The sequence below is a fragment of the Sphingomonas sp. T1 genome (genome assembly GCF_902506585.1).
Lineage (GTDB): Bacteria > Pseudomonadota > Alphaproteobacteria > Sphingomonadales > Sphingomonadaceae > Sphingomonas > Sphingomonas aerolata.
Map to the genome: position 1 here is coordinate 34,624 of NZ_LR733914.1, position 14,467 is coordinate 49,090.

Here is a 14,467-nt window from a genome sequence, read left to right on the forward strand (position 1 = left end):
CACCACCGGCCTCAATTGAAGCCCGGCAAGCGCAACATAGTGTCGCTCGAATGTATCCTAAAGAGGCGACGGTGTGGATGTAACGAGAAAAGCGCAACTAGATTACTTCGTCAGGTCCGGGCTGGGAGTTTTCGGACGGTCTGACACGATTTACAACATCCCCGGTTTTCGCCTTCGCTGAATCAATGTTGTTGCCCCCTAAAGGCCTGACAGAGCCTCGCAGGTTTGCGCGATGAACTCGCGTGGGGATCGATAGCGCAAAGCGCGGTGCGGATGCACCTCGTTATAATGGGCGAACCAGCCGGGCAGTTGGTCGATGACGCTCTGTGCATTCGGCCTGGGGTTCACGCGGACATAATCGCGCTTGAGGGTGCGAACGAATGCCTCAGCCATGCCATTCGATTGAGGACTGCTGACCGGGGTCGTGCGCGGGATCAACCCGATGTCCCGGGCGAACGCACGTGTGTTGCGAGCGGTGTAGCAGCTGCCGTTGTCGGTAAGCCACTCGATCGGTTGGGGCACGCGGTTCACCCGTCCGTAGCGATGCTCGACGGTGGCAACCATCAAGTCCTGGACGTCCTCGGCGGTGATGCCGCCCGTCGTCGCCACATGTCCCATCGCCTCGCGGTCGCAGCAGTCGAGCGCGAATGCGACACGCACCTTCTCGCCATTGTCGCAGGTGATCTCCAATCCGTCGGAGCACCAGCGGGTGTTGCGCAAGTCGACTGCGACGCGACCGTCGTGACGCCGTTCTTCGCGGCGTTCGCCGCCCCGCTGTAGCAGCAGCCCATGCACCTTCATGACGCGGTAGACGCGTTTCGGATTGGGCGCTTCGCGCCCGGTCTTCTCGGCTTCCCGGCGCAGCAGAGCATGAACGCGGCGATAGCCGTAGGTTGGCAGATCAGCGACGAGCGCACGGATGTCGGCGACCAGCTCAGCATCGGGCAGCGGCGGTCGTCCGCGTGGTCGGGGCGCTGGGCGATGGCGCATTGCGGACAGGTGTGTGCGAGCGATGCTGACCGCCTCTGCGACCGCGCTCACCGTCCATCCCGTGGCAACGAGGTCGAGCGCAACAGCAGTTTTTTTGGGCCTGCGGCCCGGGACACGGCCTCGCGGAGCAGCTCGTTCTCCATGGCCTTCTTGCCGAGCAGCCGGTGTAGTTCGCGCACCTGCGCCTCGAGCGCACGGTACTCGGACGCCGGCACTACTTCCTCGCCAGCTGCCGCGGCGGTCAGCGCACCCTGCGCCATCAGGCGCCGCCAGGTGAAGATCTGATTTCCACCGATGCCGTGCCGGCGGGCGACGAGCGACACGCTCATTCCCGGTAGATACGTCTCCTCGACGATCCGGACCTTTTCCTCCGGTGTCCACCGCCTCCGGCGCTGAACACCGGAGAGGACCTCGCCATCATTGTAACGCCTAGTCGTACCGTCAGCCATATGCCTCACTCTTATCTAAGAGCGGGGCCCTGTCAGGTCATTTAGGGGGCCACCTCAATCAACGCCGCCTTCGGTCATAACGTTCGACAAACCCTGTCGCTTAGATAGGGTGTTCGAGAACGTGCTTTCGGGGGTTTGTCGTACATGCTGGTTGGATATATGCGGGTCTCGTCGGCCGATGACCGTCAAACGGTCGATCTTCAGCGGGACGCGCTAGTCGCAGCCGGCGTCGATCATCGTCATCTCCATACCGACAAGGCATCCGGCGCACGCGACGATCGGCCGGGACTGAAAGCCTGCCTCGATTATCTGAACCCGGGCGACACGCTGATAGTATGGAAGCTCGACCGGCTTGGACGGTCGCTGCCGCACCTACTGGCGATCGTTACAGATCTGAAGACGCGCGGTATCGCTTTCCGCTCGCTAACCGAGCAGATGGATACGACCACGCCGCACGGCGAATTGCTCTCCTCCTTTTTCGGCGCACTCGCACAGTATGAGCGCGCACTGACGCGCGAGCGCGTAATGGACGGGCTTGCTGCAGCGAAGCGTTGCGGACGCAAGGGTGGCCGCCCGCCGATGATCGATACCGAAACCCTCGAACGGATTACAACCGCGCTGGATGGTGGGGCCAGCAAGGCATCTGTCTGCCGAACCTTCAAGGTACCGCGCTCGACGCTAATCGGCACCCTGGTCCGGATCGGCTGGACCGCACCTGCGAAGACCTAACTCGCATCAAGCAGTCTGTCCGAAGAACACACGGCAATCGAGAATAGGCTCTGCAAGGTCGCTCATCCCAAGTGATATGCCGTAATCACGGCGCCAAACGACGGGCAACTCGTGCCTCATCATATGCGGTGCGTCCCAAGATGGACCATTGATCGGCAATTTCGTGAGCTTTCGGCAAACGGATCGCTTCCTCGTTAAATATCTGATTATCTTGAACTTCGAAGCGGTTGAACCTAATTGCATGCCCCCCCCCCAAGATAAAGAGATTATAATGAACGATGACATCAACGCGGTCGAGTTGGCCGCTGAACTGACCGCTGCGTGGTTGGCCAATCCTAACACCCGCACGAATGCGGAGGATGTGCCCGCATTTTTGCGGTCAATGCATGCCGCTGTCGATCAACTGTCAGGCGCAGCTACTTCAGCAGCCCCGGAAGAAGCTGCTCAAGCTTATGAGCCTGCTGTCACGGTGCGTAAATCGCTGGCGTCGCCCGACCACATCATTTCGATGATCGACGGCAAGTCATACAAGACGTTACGCCGCCATCTGTCGAGCAATAGCCTTACGCCCGAGGAATACCGAGCACGCTACAACCTGAAGGCCGATTATCCCATGGTCGCACCATCGTACTCGGAAGCACGGCGGACCATGGCAAAGTCGATTGGTTTGGGGCGCAAATCCGGTCAGACAGCCGAAAAGGCTACTGATGATTCTCCTAAGGCTCCCCGCAAACCTCGCGCAACCAAGGTAACCGAGGAGGCATAAACGAAAGCGGGGAGGCGAGCCCTCCCCGTTTCCGTCCGGCTTCGCCAAGTTTCGGACTTCTCGTATGTCGCGACTTTTGCGACACCGGCGCGCTTGCATCATGCCGCTCTTAGACCTGCCCCATTCCGAGAAACGATAGTCATCGGGACCACGATCGATTTTCCGATAATCGTATAGACCTGGAGCAATGGTCTGGATGGATCAGGAACCTAATGCCCCGCATCAGTCGTTACGCTCCAGTATCAAATGTCGCGCTACGATGGCGCGATGATAGGGGAACATAATGGCCGATCCACACAACAAGGACGGGGCTCCTCCGCGCTCGATTCATATCGAGAAGAAAAAAGTTAACTGGTTTGCCTGGATAGCGCTTGCCGCAGGTATTTTGGGGCTGCTGTTTGCACTCAGCCGTTGCGGGCATGACGAGACAGTCGCAGTTGCACCGACCCCCAGTTCGTCGCCGACCGAAGTCGTTGCAACGACCCCAGGCGCGTCGTCGGCTACAGCGCTTTCGGGCATCTCAGGCCTGGGTGGTTACCTCAGTGGTACCGGAGCTGCACCGCGGACATTCCAGTTCGAACAACTGACTTTCGATACGGCTAAGAGCACGTTGCGTGCCGGCGACGCACAGGAAGTGGCGACCATTGCTACTGTCCTCAAGCAGTATGCAAACACACGCGTCCGCATCGCAGGCTATGCCGACGCTCGGGGGCCGGCAGCGGCTAACGTTGCTCTTGGTAAGGCGCGCGCCGACGCGGTCAAGGCGGGCTTGGTTGCGCAGGGTATTGATGCCGCTCGCATCGAAACCGTCTCTGGCGGTGAGACCGATCCGGTAGACACCAACGCTACGACCGCCGGTCAGGCTGAGAATCGTCGCACCGAGCTGGTCGTAACCTCGCGCTAATTCACTGACATATCTGGAGATCACTCATGACCCGTACCATCACCGCCTTTTTTGATGACCGTAATGACGCTGAAGCAGCTCAAGAACGGCTGAAGCAATCACGCGTGGATGCCGATCACATCCGCATCCATGACAAGGCCAGCGACGGCTATAATGAAACCACGCGCTCGACGCACGAGGATCGCGGCATTTGGGCGTCGATCAAGAATGCATTTCTGCCTGACCATGACCGCCACACATACGAAGAGGGCGTGCGTCGTGGCGGCTTCCTTCTGACCGCAGACGTCGATGACGATGCCGTTGGTGAGGCCGTCAGCGTCTTGGAAGAAGCAAACACGGTCGATATCGATGAACGTGCCGAATCCTGGCGTTCGTCGGGTTGGGACTACGAGCCAGCCGAGGCAGCGGCGACCGCTGCCAGCTATGGTCTCGATGCTTCGCCGGATCGGGCATTTGCAACGTCTGGCGACGATGTACCACCTGCTAACACGTCATCGATCTACGGACGTCGAGATCTGGACCGTGGTTCGTCGCGGGTACGCTCGTACGGCAACGACCATAGCATTGGTAGCAAGGCGAAGGGCATGGCTGACGAGGCGCTTGGTAACGTCAAGCAGGCAACCGGCAGCGTGTTTGGAAACGAGAGCCTGAAACACGACGGTATCGAGCAGGAACGTCGTGGTGAGAGTGAGCAGGGCAAGGGCCCAGACCGCTCATAGACTAAAATGATGATGAGCGATGGCAGTGCCATCGCTCATCATCTCCTAGTTTATTAGCGATTAAGAATGCGCGGCTTCCTGCGGCACAATCTCATTTCCCACCGGAAAGACCCGTCATGATCGCCGCTTCCGGGTTCCCCGACCCATATATCCTCATTCTCACCGGCTTTGGCCTGCTTACTGCGCTAGTTGTCTGGTTACCGCTGGCGCTTCGTAAGCTACCGCTATCGTTGCCGATCGTCTGTATCGCGCTCGGCGCTGCGCTGTTCTCGTTGCCGCAGGTCACGCTCAGGCCGCTGCCGCTTCTTTATCCCGAGATCACTGAACGCTTCACCGAGTTTGTCGTGATCATCGCGCTGATGGGGGCTGGTCTGAAGATCGACCGGGTGTTCAGGTGGCAGGACTGGGCGGTTACCTGGCGGCTGTTGGCGATCACGATGCCGCTGGGCATTCTGGCTATCACGGCGGTGACGGCATGGGGGATGGAACTGCCATGGGCGATCGCTTTGCTGCTTGCTGCCAGCTTGGCCCCCACGGATCCTGTCCTGGCAGCCGACATTCAGGTCGGGCCGCCCAAGAGCGAAGACGAAGACGAGGTACGGTTTGGGTTGACGTCCGAAGCCGGCCTCAATGATGGCTTTGCGTTTCCGTTCGTCCATCTTGCCATTATGCTGGCAGCCGCAACCGCAGCCGGGAGCAGCAAGCCGTGGCTGGGTGAGTGGCTGACGTACCGGGTCTTATGGGAAGTAGGCGCCGGCGTCGGCGCTGGCTGGCTGATCGGTCGGGCCTTTGGCTGGCTGACATTCCACGTACCTGCGCAAACCAAGCTTGCGCAGACCGGTGACGGCCTGATCGCGCTGGCTGCGACCTGCATCTCCTACGGCTTTACCGAGATCATCCACTGTTACGGCTTCCTCGCCGTGTTCGTGACTGCTTTGACGTTTCGAGGGACGCACCGGACCCACGACTTTCATCACGACATGCACGACGTCACCGAGCAGATCGAACGGCTGGCAATGATGGTCTTGCTGTTGCTGTTTGGCGGTGCGCTGGTCAGCGGGCTCCTGAATTCGGTATCGTTGACGGATGCGTTGATCGCGCTCGTGATCCTGCTGGTCATCCGTCCAATTACTGGCCTGGTCGGCCTGGCCGGCCACCGGGCTGACCGCTCGGAAAAGCTGACGCTGGCCTTCTTTGGCATCCGCGGCGTCGGATCGATCTATTATCTCGCCTATGGTCTGAACCACATCCACGTCGATGCGGCCGAACGTCTGTGGGGCCTCCTCGGACTGGTCGTGCTGTTTTCGATCGTTCTGCACGGCCTCACCGTGACGCCAATCATGCGTTTGCTCGATCAGCAACATGGGCGAGATCCAGACAAGGATGCGCCTCCCGCCGTGGGGGCTTGAGGCAAATCTGCATCAGGGTAGCGTGAGAACGGCGATCGCATGCCAGATGCAAGAGACGCGTAAAGGGACAAGGCATGACCAAGACGAACAAGGGGAACGCGAGAGGGCACGGCGCTGGCAGTCCCTGGGCTATCCCTGCAAAAGGCTGGAAAGACATTACTCTGCGAGCATGGAAGGAAGAAGGTCGGGATAACATCAGCCTTGTAGCCTCCGGCGTGGCTTTCGGCGGCGTGCTCGCCATGGTGCCTATGCTGGGCGCCGTAGTGCTGAGCTACGCCCGAGCTTCCTGACTAATATTGCGCAGACAGCGCATGCCTGCCGATCCAAGGTCCTTAGCTTGATCGAAGGTGACCGGACCTATAGGTCCCAGCATCTGTTGGTACCTGTCACAACAAGGAAGCCGACATGAATCTCAATGACCTGCTGCCTGATGGTGGCATCGATGCACTCGCCGCCCAGCTAGGCATACCGCGTGACCAAGCCCAGCGCGGCGCAGAAGCGCTGCTGCCGTCGGTTCTGGGCGGCATGGGAAATAACACGACGCAGTTAGACGCCCATGTGAACACGCTTGGCGGCGCAGACCTTGCTTCGAACGTGTTGGGCAAGGAGCCGACGCAAATCGACCACGGTAATCAGATCCTCGGCGGTATCTTCGGATCGAAGGACGGCAGTCGTGAGGTCGCCGACAACGCGGCGCAAAGCAGCGGCCTGGCACCCGAGCTTCTGAAGCAGATGCTGCCGATTCTGGTCATGCTGGTGGCCGGCCATCTGACAGGGCGCTCGGCCGGGCAGCAAGGTGGCCTTGGTGGGATCTTGGGATCTGTACTCGGTAGCCTGGGTGGCGCCGGAGTCGTAGGCGCTGCGCCTGGGGGCGGTCTTGGCGGCATTCTTGGTTCGGTATTTGGCGAGCGGCGATAGAGCCGTCCGGACATAGGACCGTCCTGCTCGATCAAACCGGTGGTCTTGAGAGCAAGAAACATCCCGTCGCCACGTGGCTACAGCACGACGATAACATCGACGGCATAACTGGGGAGCGCATGTGATGCGGAGACGAGGAAACAAGTGAGCCGGTCCTGTGGCAATTGTCATCTTCGTGATGATCGTGGCACTCGTAGTCACGATCTGCTGGCTCGCCGCGTGTGGCTTTCACAAAGAGCCGAATGGACCACCGCGTGGTAGTCAGACGCTGCCAGCTCAGGCAGCGCAGGGGACGGTAGCAGTAGCGCCTCAGAACGCTAGTCCAGCTCGCTACATTGAGGACAGTTAAGCCAGCAGTCTAAGGCCGAAGGGGACCGCACAGGGTGCGGTCCCCTTCGGATTGTGCGCGTTAGTTGCGCAGGCTGTCTGGAACGATACCGCCGTTATCGGAAAGCTTCTGCATCACTGCCTTATGAAGGGCGATGTTCTGCTCGGCTGAGCCGTCGGCGGCTGCATGGACGTTCAGTTCGCTGGCAAGCTCCTTGCGAGCCGTCAGACTGGAATCCAGGTCCAGCAGCTTTAGAAGATCGACGATCGAGCTGTGATAGTTGCCGCCGCCATCTTTCATCGATGCCATCTCGCTAAGGACCGCACCGACGTCGACGGACTGCTGAGGCGCCGTTGGGGCGGGCTGAGCGGCAACGGTTGGGGCGGCCTGTCGTGAGGCCTGCGGAGCAGTGGCAGGAGCAGGAGTCGGCGCTGCGGCTGGCGCGGACTTGTGGTGGAAAACCTTGTTCATGATCGTGCTGAAGATGCTCATAACCGTGTCCCAATAAGCCGGCAGCTGTGCCGGCAGACATCCAGAACGAACGCGCCTTATGATCGGTCCGGAGCTCGTTGCTGGTGCGGAACGGTCCTTCGAAGGCACGCGTTAAGCGGGCAGCGGCAATATGCGAGCAGATGGAGACGATGATGAACTTCAAGACCCTGGCACTAGTGTCGGTAGCGGCCCTGTCATTGGCCGCGTGCGGCAAGAAGGCCGAAGATACGACTGCCCTTGATAACAGCACTTATGCCAACACGACCGCCACGGACGTGAACGCAGCTGGTTTCAATGATGCGATGGCAGCACCGGCCTCAGGTGGACAGGCCTTCGCCAACATGGCGGCTGCAAGCGATGCGTTCGAGATCGAGACCTCGAAGCTGGCCGTAACCAACGGCGCATCTGCTGCGGTAAAGAAGTTCGCTGGCCAGATGATCACCGCACATCAGGGGTCGACTGCAAAGCTGAATGCCCTGACCGCGACGCTGTCACCAGCTCTGACGCCCAACCCGGCGCTGAATGCCGAGCAGCAGCAGAAGCTTGCCGATCTGAAGACCAAGCAGGGCACTGATTTCGACACCGCATACGTGGCTGCCCAGGTCGCCGGGCATCAGGAGACGCTCGATACGCTCAAGGGATATGCTGCAACCGGCGACGTGCCGCAGTTGAAGACGTTCGCGTCGGGATTGGCACCGACGGTTGCAGCGCATCTCAACATGGCAAAAGCTCTTTAGTCCTAAGGTTGGGTCTTAGACGATGATGTATGAAGCCAAGAGGTGCACTTATTGTACCTCTTGGCTTTGCATAACGAGGGGCTACACGACCTCAATCTGCAATGGCATCCTCGCGCAGAGGAATTGTCTGGCGGCCGGACATTCTGGAGCGCAAGCTGAGCTAGTCCGGGATGGTGAACCTGCGCTACAAGAGCTGTTGGAAGCGCCAGTGGCTTGATCGCTTCCTTGACTGGCTTGGCGAAGAGCTACCCTATTGCGGCGTGCGCTAGGTGTTCTGAACCGTGGCGATCAGATCTATTTGGCTGCCCTAAGCTGCCCCTCATCGACATCGGCCCTTTCTTCCGCATCGACGCCGCGTTCAAGTCTGGCCTCATCTGCGGCGAGTACCGCCGCATTTTAATTAGTGATGCCAAACCTCGCCGCGACGTCGGGGCGAAGCGCAGTAGGTCTGGTCGAGCCGCAGGAGGCCAGCTGCTCCGTCCAGCGCATCCGTCGTTTCAAAGCGACAAGTTCATTCATTGCGCTGTGGGGTACGATCTTTATCGCTTGCCGTCATCGCCCGTCTTTGTCGCTGATCTCCTAAGTTTCGGACGTCTCTAAAGTCGTGGGTTTTGCGACAGTAAACGGCCGAGGGCAGCGTCCGTCGCATCGCAAAAGAGGTCCCTTTTGCAACTCACTTACCGATAGGGTTCGCAGGCGATTCCATCGCCGTCACCGTCCATGCTTTCGCGATAGCCGGGCTCATTAGAGTAAATTGGTGCGGTACCCGCAGCACGGGCGTCATTGCACCCGCTCCAGAAATCACCGGCCTGTGGCTTCCTCGCGCGCGCCATCCCGGCCCATACTGCAACCGGTTTGACGTGACCCCCGCCTTTCATCCAACTGCAACCAGAGACCGACCGTTGTTGTCGCGCAGGAGCGCGGGTGAAGCAACGGTCGGGTTTAAACCCGACCGTTGCATTTCGAGTTCGGCGGCAAAGGCGGCCGGAGTGGCGTAGCCGAGCGAGGAGTGTGGCCGCTCGGTGTTGTAGTCCTCGATCCAGCGCGCGAGTATCGTGCGCGCCTGCCGGACCGTGAAGAACAGCGTCTCATTGAGCAGCTCGTCGCGCATGCGACCATTGAAGCTCTCGACGAACCCGTTCTGCGTCGGTTTGCCCGGAGCGATATAGTGCCACTCGACGCCGGCATCGCCCGACCATGCAAGCACTGCGTTCGAGGTCAGCTCGGTGCCATTGTCGCTGACGATCATCTTGGGCGCGCCACGCTCGGCGACCAGGTCGCTCAGCTCGCGCACCACCCGCTTGCCCGAGATCGACGTGTCGAGCACCGCCCGCAAACACTCCCGTGTCACGTCGTCGACGATGTTGAGGATACGGAACCGCCGCCCCGTGGCCATCTGATCATGCACGAAGTCCAGGCTCCAGCGCTGGTTGGGTAGCGCCAGCACCGGGGCCGGTGCCCGCGCGCCGACGGCGCGCTTTCGTCCCTTCCGGCGACGGACTGTCAGACCTTCCTCACGGTAAAGCCGCTGTGTCTTCTTGCGGTTGATCGTGATGCCCTCCCGCCGAAGCAGGATGTGCAGACGCCGATAGCCGAACCGTCGGCGCTGCTGCGCCAGCTCGCGCAGACGCGACCGAAGGTCGCCATCATCTGCCCGGATCGAGCGATACCGCATGCTCGTGCGATCCGCCCCGACGACAGCACACGCCCGCCGCTCACTCATCCCCAGCGCCGTCTGGAGATGCGCGACCGCTTCCCGCTTCGCGGCAGGCGTCACCATTTTTTTGAGAGCAGGTCCTTCAGACCTGCGTTGTCGAGCATCGTATCTGCCAGCAGTCGCTTGAGCCGCGCGTTCTCCTCCTCGAGCGCCCGCAGCCTCTTCGCATCGGACACCTCCAGACCGCCGAACTTGGCCTTCCAGGCGTAATAGGTCGCGCTAGACATCCCGTGCCGACGACACAGATCCGTCACCACTGCACCTGCCTCGGCTTCCTTCAGGATGCCAATAATCTGCTCTTCCGAAAACTGCTTCCGCTTCATCTGTCCGTCCCTTTCCGGGGTCGGACTCTAACTCCAACTGGAGGAAAAAACGGGGGTCACGTCAGGTTTTACAGCCGAGACCATCCGAACTCGTCCATCCTCGCTAAGCGCGATACTTCCCACGCCCATGATTGCCCCAGCGGCTACAGCAGCACCGAGCACCTTGATTGCGGATCTCTGGTCACGACCCCGCTGCTTACGGCGATAGTGAGTTCCCAGCTTTACTGGGGCGGCTCGAAAAGGCTTTTTGAAGCTCATCGAGTGAACCTATCAACCAACTGTAAATGACAGGTTCCTAACCGCCTCCACCATTCCGTTTGATTCAAAAATCAAAAGTTTTGCATCAAGTTTAATCGTTAGCGCTGGCTGCATTTCAGATCGATCGCACGCCGATCGAAGTCGCTGAGGGTTTTCCCGATCCTAGCGGATTCATTATCCCAGCAACGCTGCTTAGGCGTGCGATCGTCCCTCTGTTGAACGGGCACCACGTACACAGGATATGGAAAAACAGGCGTTTTGCTATCGGGGACGGCAGGCGCTGCCTGTTGAAACGATGAATTCGCCTTTGACGTATCCTGTGCCTGCAAGGATGCGATCTGGGCCATTCCGAACGTGATTATCGTTGCCATCATCACCGCGTCTCCCCGTTGCCGATCCGCTGAGTATGCACCTAGACTGGTGACGAATACCCTACGTAACGATTTACCCCTCAACCGCGACGCGATGCAGAAGTCACAAGATCTGCATCAGGCTCAAAGCCGCGGAAATCGTGGCATCGCTTGATGCATAAATTCGGTGCGTGTCGGCTGTGAATGTCTGGGTTTGGTGGATTGTGTTGAAAAAGTCGGCCTTGCAGTGGTGTCGGCGGTCTGATTCAATCTTCGCGAGGTGAGCGGAGACGGGCCGATGATGGGCGAGCGGACGGTAGCGCAGGAAGCGCTGTTCTACAGCTTCAGTCTGGAGCGGCATGTGCCGGCGGACCACATGCTGCGTTCGATTGACCGGTTCGTGGACCTGTCGGGCGTGCGCGAGCATCTGAAGCCGTTCTACAGCGAGATGGGACGGCCATCGATCGACCCCGAGCTGATGATCCGCATGCTCATCATCGGCTACTGCATGGGGATCCGTTCCGAGCGCCGGTTGTGCGACGAGGTGCATCTGAACCTGGCCTATCGCTGGTTCTGCCGGCTCGGGCTGGAGGGCGACGTGCCCGACCACTCTACCTTCTCGAAGAACCGCCATGGCCGCTTTCGCGACAGCGACCTGCTGCGCCGACTGTTCGAAACGACGGTCGAACGCTGCATGGCCGAGGGGCTGGTCGGTGGCGAGGGCTTCGCCGTCGATGCGAGCCTGATCCGGGCCGATGCCAATCGTCAGACTGGCGGCCCGGGAAGCGACGGCCTGCCGCCCGACGCCGACACGCGTGCCGTTCGCGAGTATCTTGCCGTCCTCGACGATGCCGCATTCGGGGCGGCCACGCCGGTGGTGCCGAAGTTTCTGGCACCGGCGGATCCGGCGTCGCGCTGGACCTGCGCGCATGGCGGGCAAGCCTATTACGCCTACTCGACCAACTACCTCATCGATCTCGACCATGCCGTCATCATGGACGTGGAGCCGAGCACTGCGATCCGGCAGGCCGAGGTGACCGCCTGCAAACGGATGATCGAGCGCGTGCAGGACCGCTTCGGCGTCTGGCCCGAACGGCTGGCGGCGGACACCGGTTATGGCTCGGCCGAGATGCTGGCGTGGCTCGTCCACGAGCGCGACATCCACCCGCACATCCCCGTGTTCGACAAGTCTGCCCGCCGCGACGGCACCTTCGCGCGGGCAGATTTCCGCTATGACCTGGGCGACGACAGCTATGTCTGCCCTGCCGGCAACCGCCTGCGCCCCCGCAACCGCGACTTCACGCAGGCCCGCGGCGATGTCGGCCAGGACGGCTTCATCCGCTATCGCGCCCGCCAGCAGGACTGCGCCGGCTGCGACCTGCGGCAACGCTGTACGCCCAACATGCCGGCCCGCAAGGTCACGCGCTCCATCCACGAAGGCGCTCGCGATCTGGCCCGCGATATTGCCGCCACCGACGCCTATGTGACCTCCCGCCGCCAGCGGAAGAAGGTCGAGATGCTGTTTGCGCACCTCAAACGCATCCTGAAGCTGGATCGATTGCGCCTGCGAGGTCCCAACGGCGCAAAAGACGAGTTCCTCCTCGCCGCTACCGCCCAGAACCTCCGCAAGATGGCCAAGTTGATCCCGATGCCGACGCAGATGGCACCCGCCTGAGGCGCCGCGCGCGTCTAGCTCTGTTTCAAACTACGGGCCTGCCCGCGGCCGATCCCAGCTTTTTCAACACAATCGGGCGGGAGCGGACATAAGCTCGTCGCATAAGTGCTAAGTTTCGCGACACCGACTCAAGCCTACTTGATTGACGGCGTAGCTGTCGCGAATGTCTAACGCGAAAGTACAAAATTTTGATGCACATTTGCGATACCCCGACGTCCGCCTTTACGCTTCGCTCAGCGAGAAGCAAGGCGCGGCTCTTTTAGGTCAGACGCAGCCATTCGCACGGCTAGATGGCGGCTTTAGGAAGGCGGAGAAGCGGTCCTGAATGGCCTGCTACGGGTCGAAAGCAGAAGGTCTGCTTTAAAGCTGGGAATGATGCCTTCTGGGTGTGGCTCAGGCGGACCAAGTCGCACGCAGTTGCAGTGTCATCGAAAGCACGAGCTTTGGTGTCGCTTGCATTCGTTCTCATCGCTCCACGGCTGAGGCAATCACAAAAACCCCTCGCCCGCATGTTCCCGGAAGCGCTCATGATCGCGGACATACTCGGCGACCATATCGATCGAGGCATGCCGGCTATGCTCGCGCATCTTGAACAGATTGGCATTTTGTCGCCCCGCCTCCGTCAGGAACCCAGCTCGCAGTGAGTGACCGGAGAATAAGGTCTCCGGATAGCCCGCGGATCGGGCAGCGGCTTTCACGACAAGCGCCACACCCTGCGCGCTCATCGGTCGGTCAGCGAGCCGCCCTTGTGGAGTCAGCTTGCGGAAGACTGGTCCGCTCTCGATCGCGGCTTTCTCCAGCCAGGCGCGATAATGCCGCACCGGCTGGAGGCGCCGACCATCGGGAATGGCGACGCTATGCCCCCTGCCCTCCTGGTCGGTCTTCGACGTCGGCACGCGGACGAGCAATCCGCGCGTATCGTCCGATACCCGGCCGACGGTAATCGCCACCAGTTCGGAGCGACGAAACGCCCCCGCCATCCCGATCGCCAACAAGGCCCGATCACGATACGACCGCAGATCCTCGCCATCGATCGTCCGCAACATGTCACGCAACACGTCACCATCCGCGGGGCGCTTCTTACCCGATGGATCGTCTCGCTTGTCGCGGCGGATGGCTCGCATGGCTTTTTCTAACCGCGCGCCGTCTGACTGTTGCGTCGGCGGATCAAACCCGGCTGCGCGGTGCGCGAAGACGATAGCCGACAGCCGTCGACCGATCGTCGAACGCCCTAACGGCTTGGCCAACGCCTCGCGCCCACCCCGCGCTCGATGCGGCGTCCGTGGTGCGAACCCGCGCTCGGCCAGTAGGGTCAGGAATGCGGCAACGGTTGCCGGCGTCGCGGGCAGCGATTGATATCCGCTTTCCTCGCACCAGGCGCAAAAGAGCCGCCAGTCGGATTGGTAGGCGCGCAAGGTCGCTTCTGCCGACGCGCGAGCGACATAGCCATCTACCCGCTCGCGATCATCCGGTGCGAGATCGGGTAGGTATGCGGCGAGCGCGCTGACTTGATCAGCCACGACGAGGTCGCCGGGCAAGCTCGTGTCAGTTTCGGCGTCGTGTGACACGTCGGTGCGCTCGATCATCAAAATACGTCGGTTGCCACGTTTTGCGGCACCTGACGGGTACGCGAACGTTCAATTTAACGCCAGCATGTTTTTAGCGGGAATGGGATTTATCGCTAGAATGATTTACCAGATATA

14 protein-coding genes are annotated in these 14,467 nt (G+C 60.6%); 9 read left to right on the top strand and 5 right to left on the bottom strand.

The window, feature by feature from the left end; genetic code table 11:
• Positions 1-198: 198 nt before the first annotated feature.
• Positions 199-1,439, bottom strand: a protein-coding gene (locus tag GV027_RS21010; RefSeq protein WP_443029578.1) for an IS3 family transposase whose coding sequence is annotated in 2 segments (ribosomal slippage) — positions 199-1,091 and positions 1,091-1,439 — 1,242 coding nt in all. Because the reading frame shifts where the segments join, the coding sequence is not laid out codon by codon here.
• Between the two features lie 144 nt (positions 1,440-1,583).
• Between GV027_RS21010 and GV027_RS21015 the strand changes: the two genes are divergently transcribed.
• From GV027_RS21015 to GV027_RS21045, 7 genes are all read left to right on the top strand, one after another.
• Positions 1,584-2,168, top strand: a complete 585-nt coding sequence (locus tag GV027_RS21015) for a recombinase family protein (RefSeq protein WP_159513516.1) — start codon at positions 1,584-1,586, stop codon at positions 2,166-2,168.
• 271 nt (positions 2,169-2,439) lie between these two features.
• Positions 2,440-2,934, top strand: a complete 495-nt coding sequence (locus GV027_RS21020; RefSeq protein ID WP_159513542.1) for a MucR family transcriptional regulator — start codon at positions 2,440-2,442, stop codon at positions 2,932-2,934.
• A 283-nt stretch (positions 2,935-3,217) separates the two neighbouring features.
• The gene (locus GV027_RS21025) at positions 3,218-3,838 is read left to right on the top strand and encodes an OmpA family protein (RefSeq protein ID WP_159513517.1); all 621 of its coding nucleotides are present in this window, start codon (positions 3,218-3,220) and stop codon (positions 3,836-3,838) included.
• A gap of 26 nt (positions 3,839-3,864) precedes the next feature.
• Complete coding sequence (locus tag GV027_RS21030) at positions 3,865-4,557, top strand: CsbD family protein (protein ID WP_159513518.1); 693 nt, start codon at positions 3,865-3,867, stop codon at positions 4,555-4,557.
• A gap of 116 nt (positions 4,558-4,673) precedes the next feature.
• Entirely contained in the window at positions 4,674-5,966 is a 1,293-nt protein-coding gene (locus tag GV027_RS21035) for a cation:proton antiporter (RefSeq protein WP_159513519.1), read from the top strand.
• Positions 5,967-6,040: 74 nt separating this feature from the next.
• Positions 6,041-6,256, top strand: a complete 216-nt coding sequence (locus GV027_RS21040) for a hypothetical protein (protein ID WP_159513520.1) — start codon at positions 6,041-6,043, stop codon at positions 6,254-6,256.
• A gap of 115 nt (positions 6,257-6,371) precedes the next feature.
• Positions 6,372-6,884 carry a DUF937 domain-containing protein gene (locus GV027_RS21045; protein WP_159513521.1) on the top strand — a complete coding sequence of 171 codons (513 nt, stop codon included), beginning with the start codon at positions 6,372-6,374 and terminating at the stop codon, positions 6,882-6,884.
• A gap of 409 nt (positions 6,885-7,293) precedes the next feature.
• Here the strand turns inward: GV027_RS21045 and GV027_RS21050 are convergent, their stop codons facing one another.
• Positions 7,294-7,704, bottom strand: a complete 411-nt coding sequence (locus GV027_RS21050) for a DUF3597 domain-containing protein (protein WP_159513522.1) — start codon at positions 7,702-7,704, stop codon at positions 7,294-7,296.
• Positions 7,705-7,856: 152 nt separating this feature from the next.
• On the opposite strand from GV027_RS21050, the gene GV027_RS21055 reads away from it, so the two are divergent.
• Complete coding sequence (locus GV027_RS21055) at positions 7,857-8,441, top strand: DUF4142 domain-containing protein (RefSeq protein WP_236559447.1); 585 nt, start codon at positions 7,857-7,859, stop codon at positions 8,439-8,441.
• A gap of 677 nt (positions 8,442-9,118) precedes the next feature.
• Here GV027_RS21055 and GV027_RS21060 read toward each other — a convergent pair.
• On the bottom strand, positions 9,119-9,319 hold the full coding sequence (locus GV027_RS21060; RefSeq protein WP_159513524.1) for an excalibur calcium-binding domain-containing protein: 201 nt from the start codon (positions 9,317-9,319) through the stop codon (positions 9,119-9,121).
• Positions 9,316-10,481, bottom strand: a protein-coding gene (locus GV027_RS21065) for an IS3 family transposase (protein WP_443029579.1) whose coding sequence is annotated in 2 segments (ribosomal slippage) — positions 9,316-10,220 and positions 10,220-10,481 — 1,167 coding nt in all. Because the reading frame shifts where the segments join, the coding sequence is not laid out codon by codon here. The genes GV027_RS21060 and GV027_RS21065 overlap by 4 nt, the downstream gene beginning before the upstream one ends.
• Before the next feature lie 906 nt (positions 10,482-11,387).
• Between GV027_RS21065 and GV027_RS21070 the strand changes: the two genes are divergently transcribed.
• Positions 11,388-12,764 carry a transposase gene (locus tag GV027_RS21070; protein ID WP_159513543.1) on the top strand — a complete coding sequence of 459 codons (1,377 nt, stop codon included), beginning with the start codon at positions 11,388-11,390 and terminating at the stop codon, positions 12,762-12,764.
• A 488-nt stretch (positions 12,765-13,252) separates the two neighbouring features.
• On the opposite strand, the gene GV027_RS21075 is transcribed toward GV027_RS21070, so the two are convergent.
• A complete protein-coding gene (locus GV027_RS21075; protein ID WP_159513526.1) occupies positions 13,253-14,350 on the bottom strand; it encodes a site-specific integrase in 1,098 nt (365 codons plus the stop codon).
• Between the last annotated feature and the right edge of the window lie 117 nt (positions 14,351-14,467).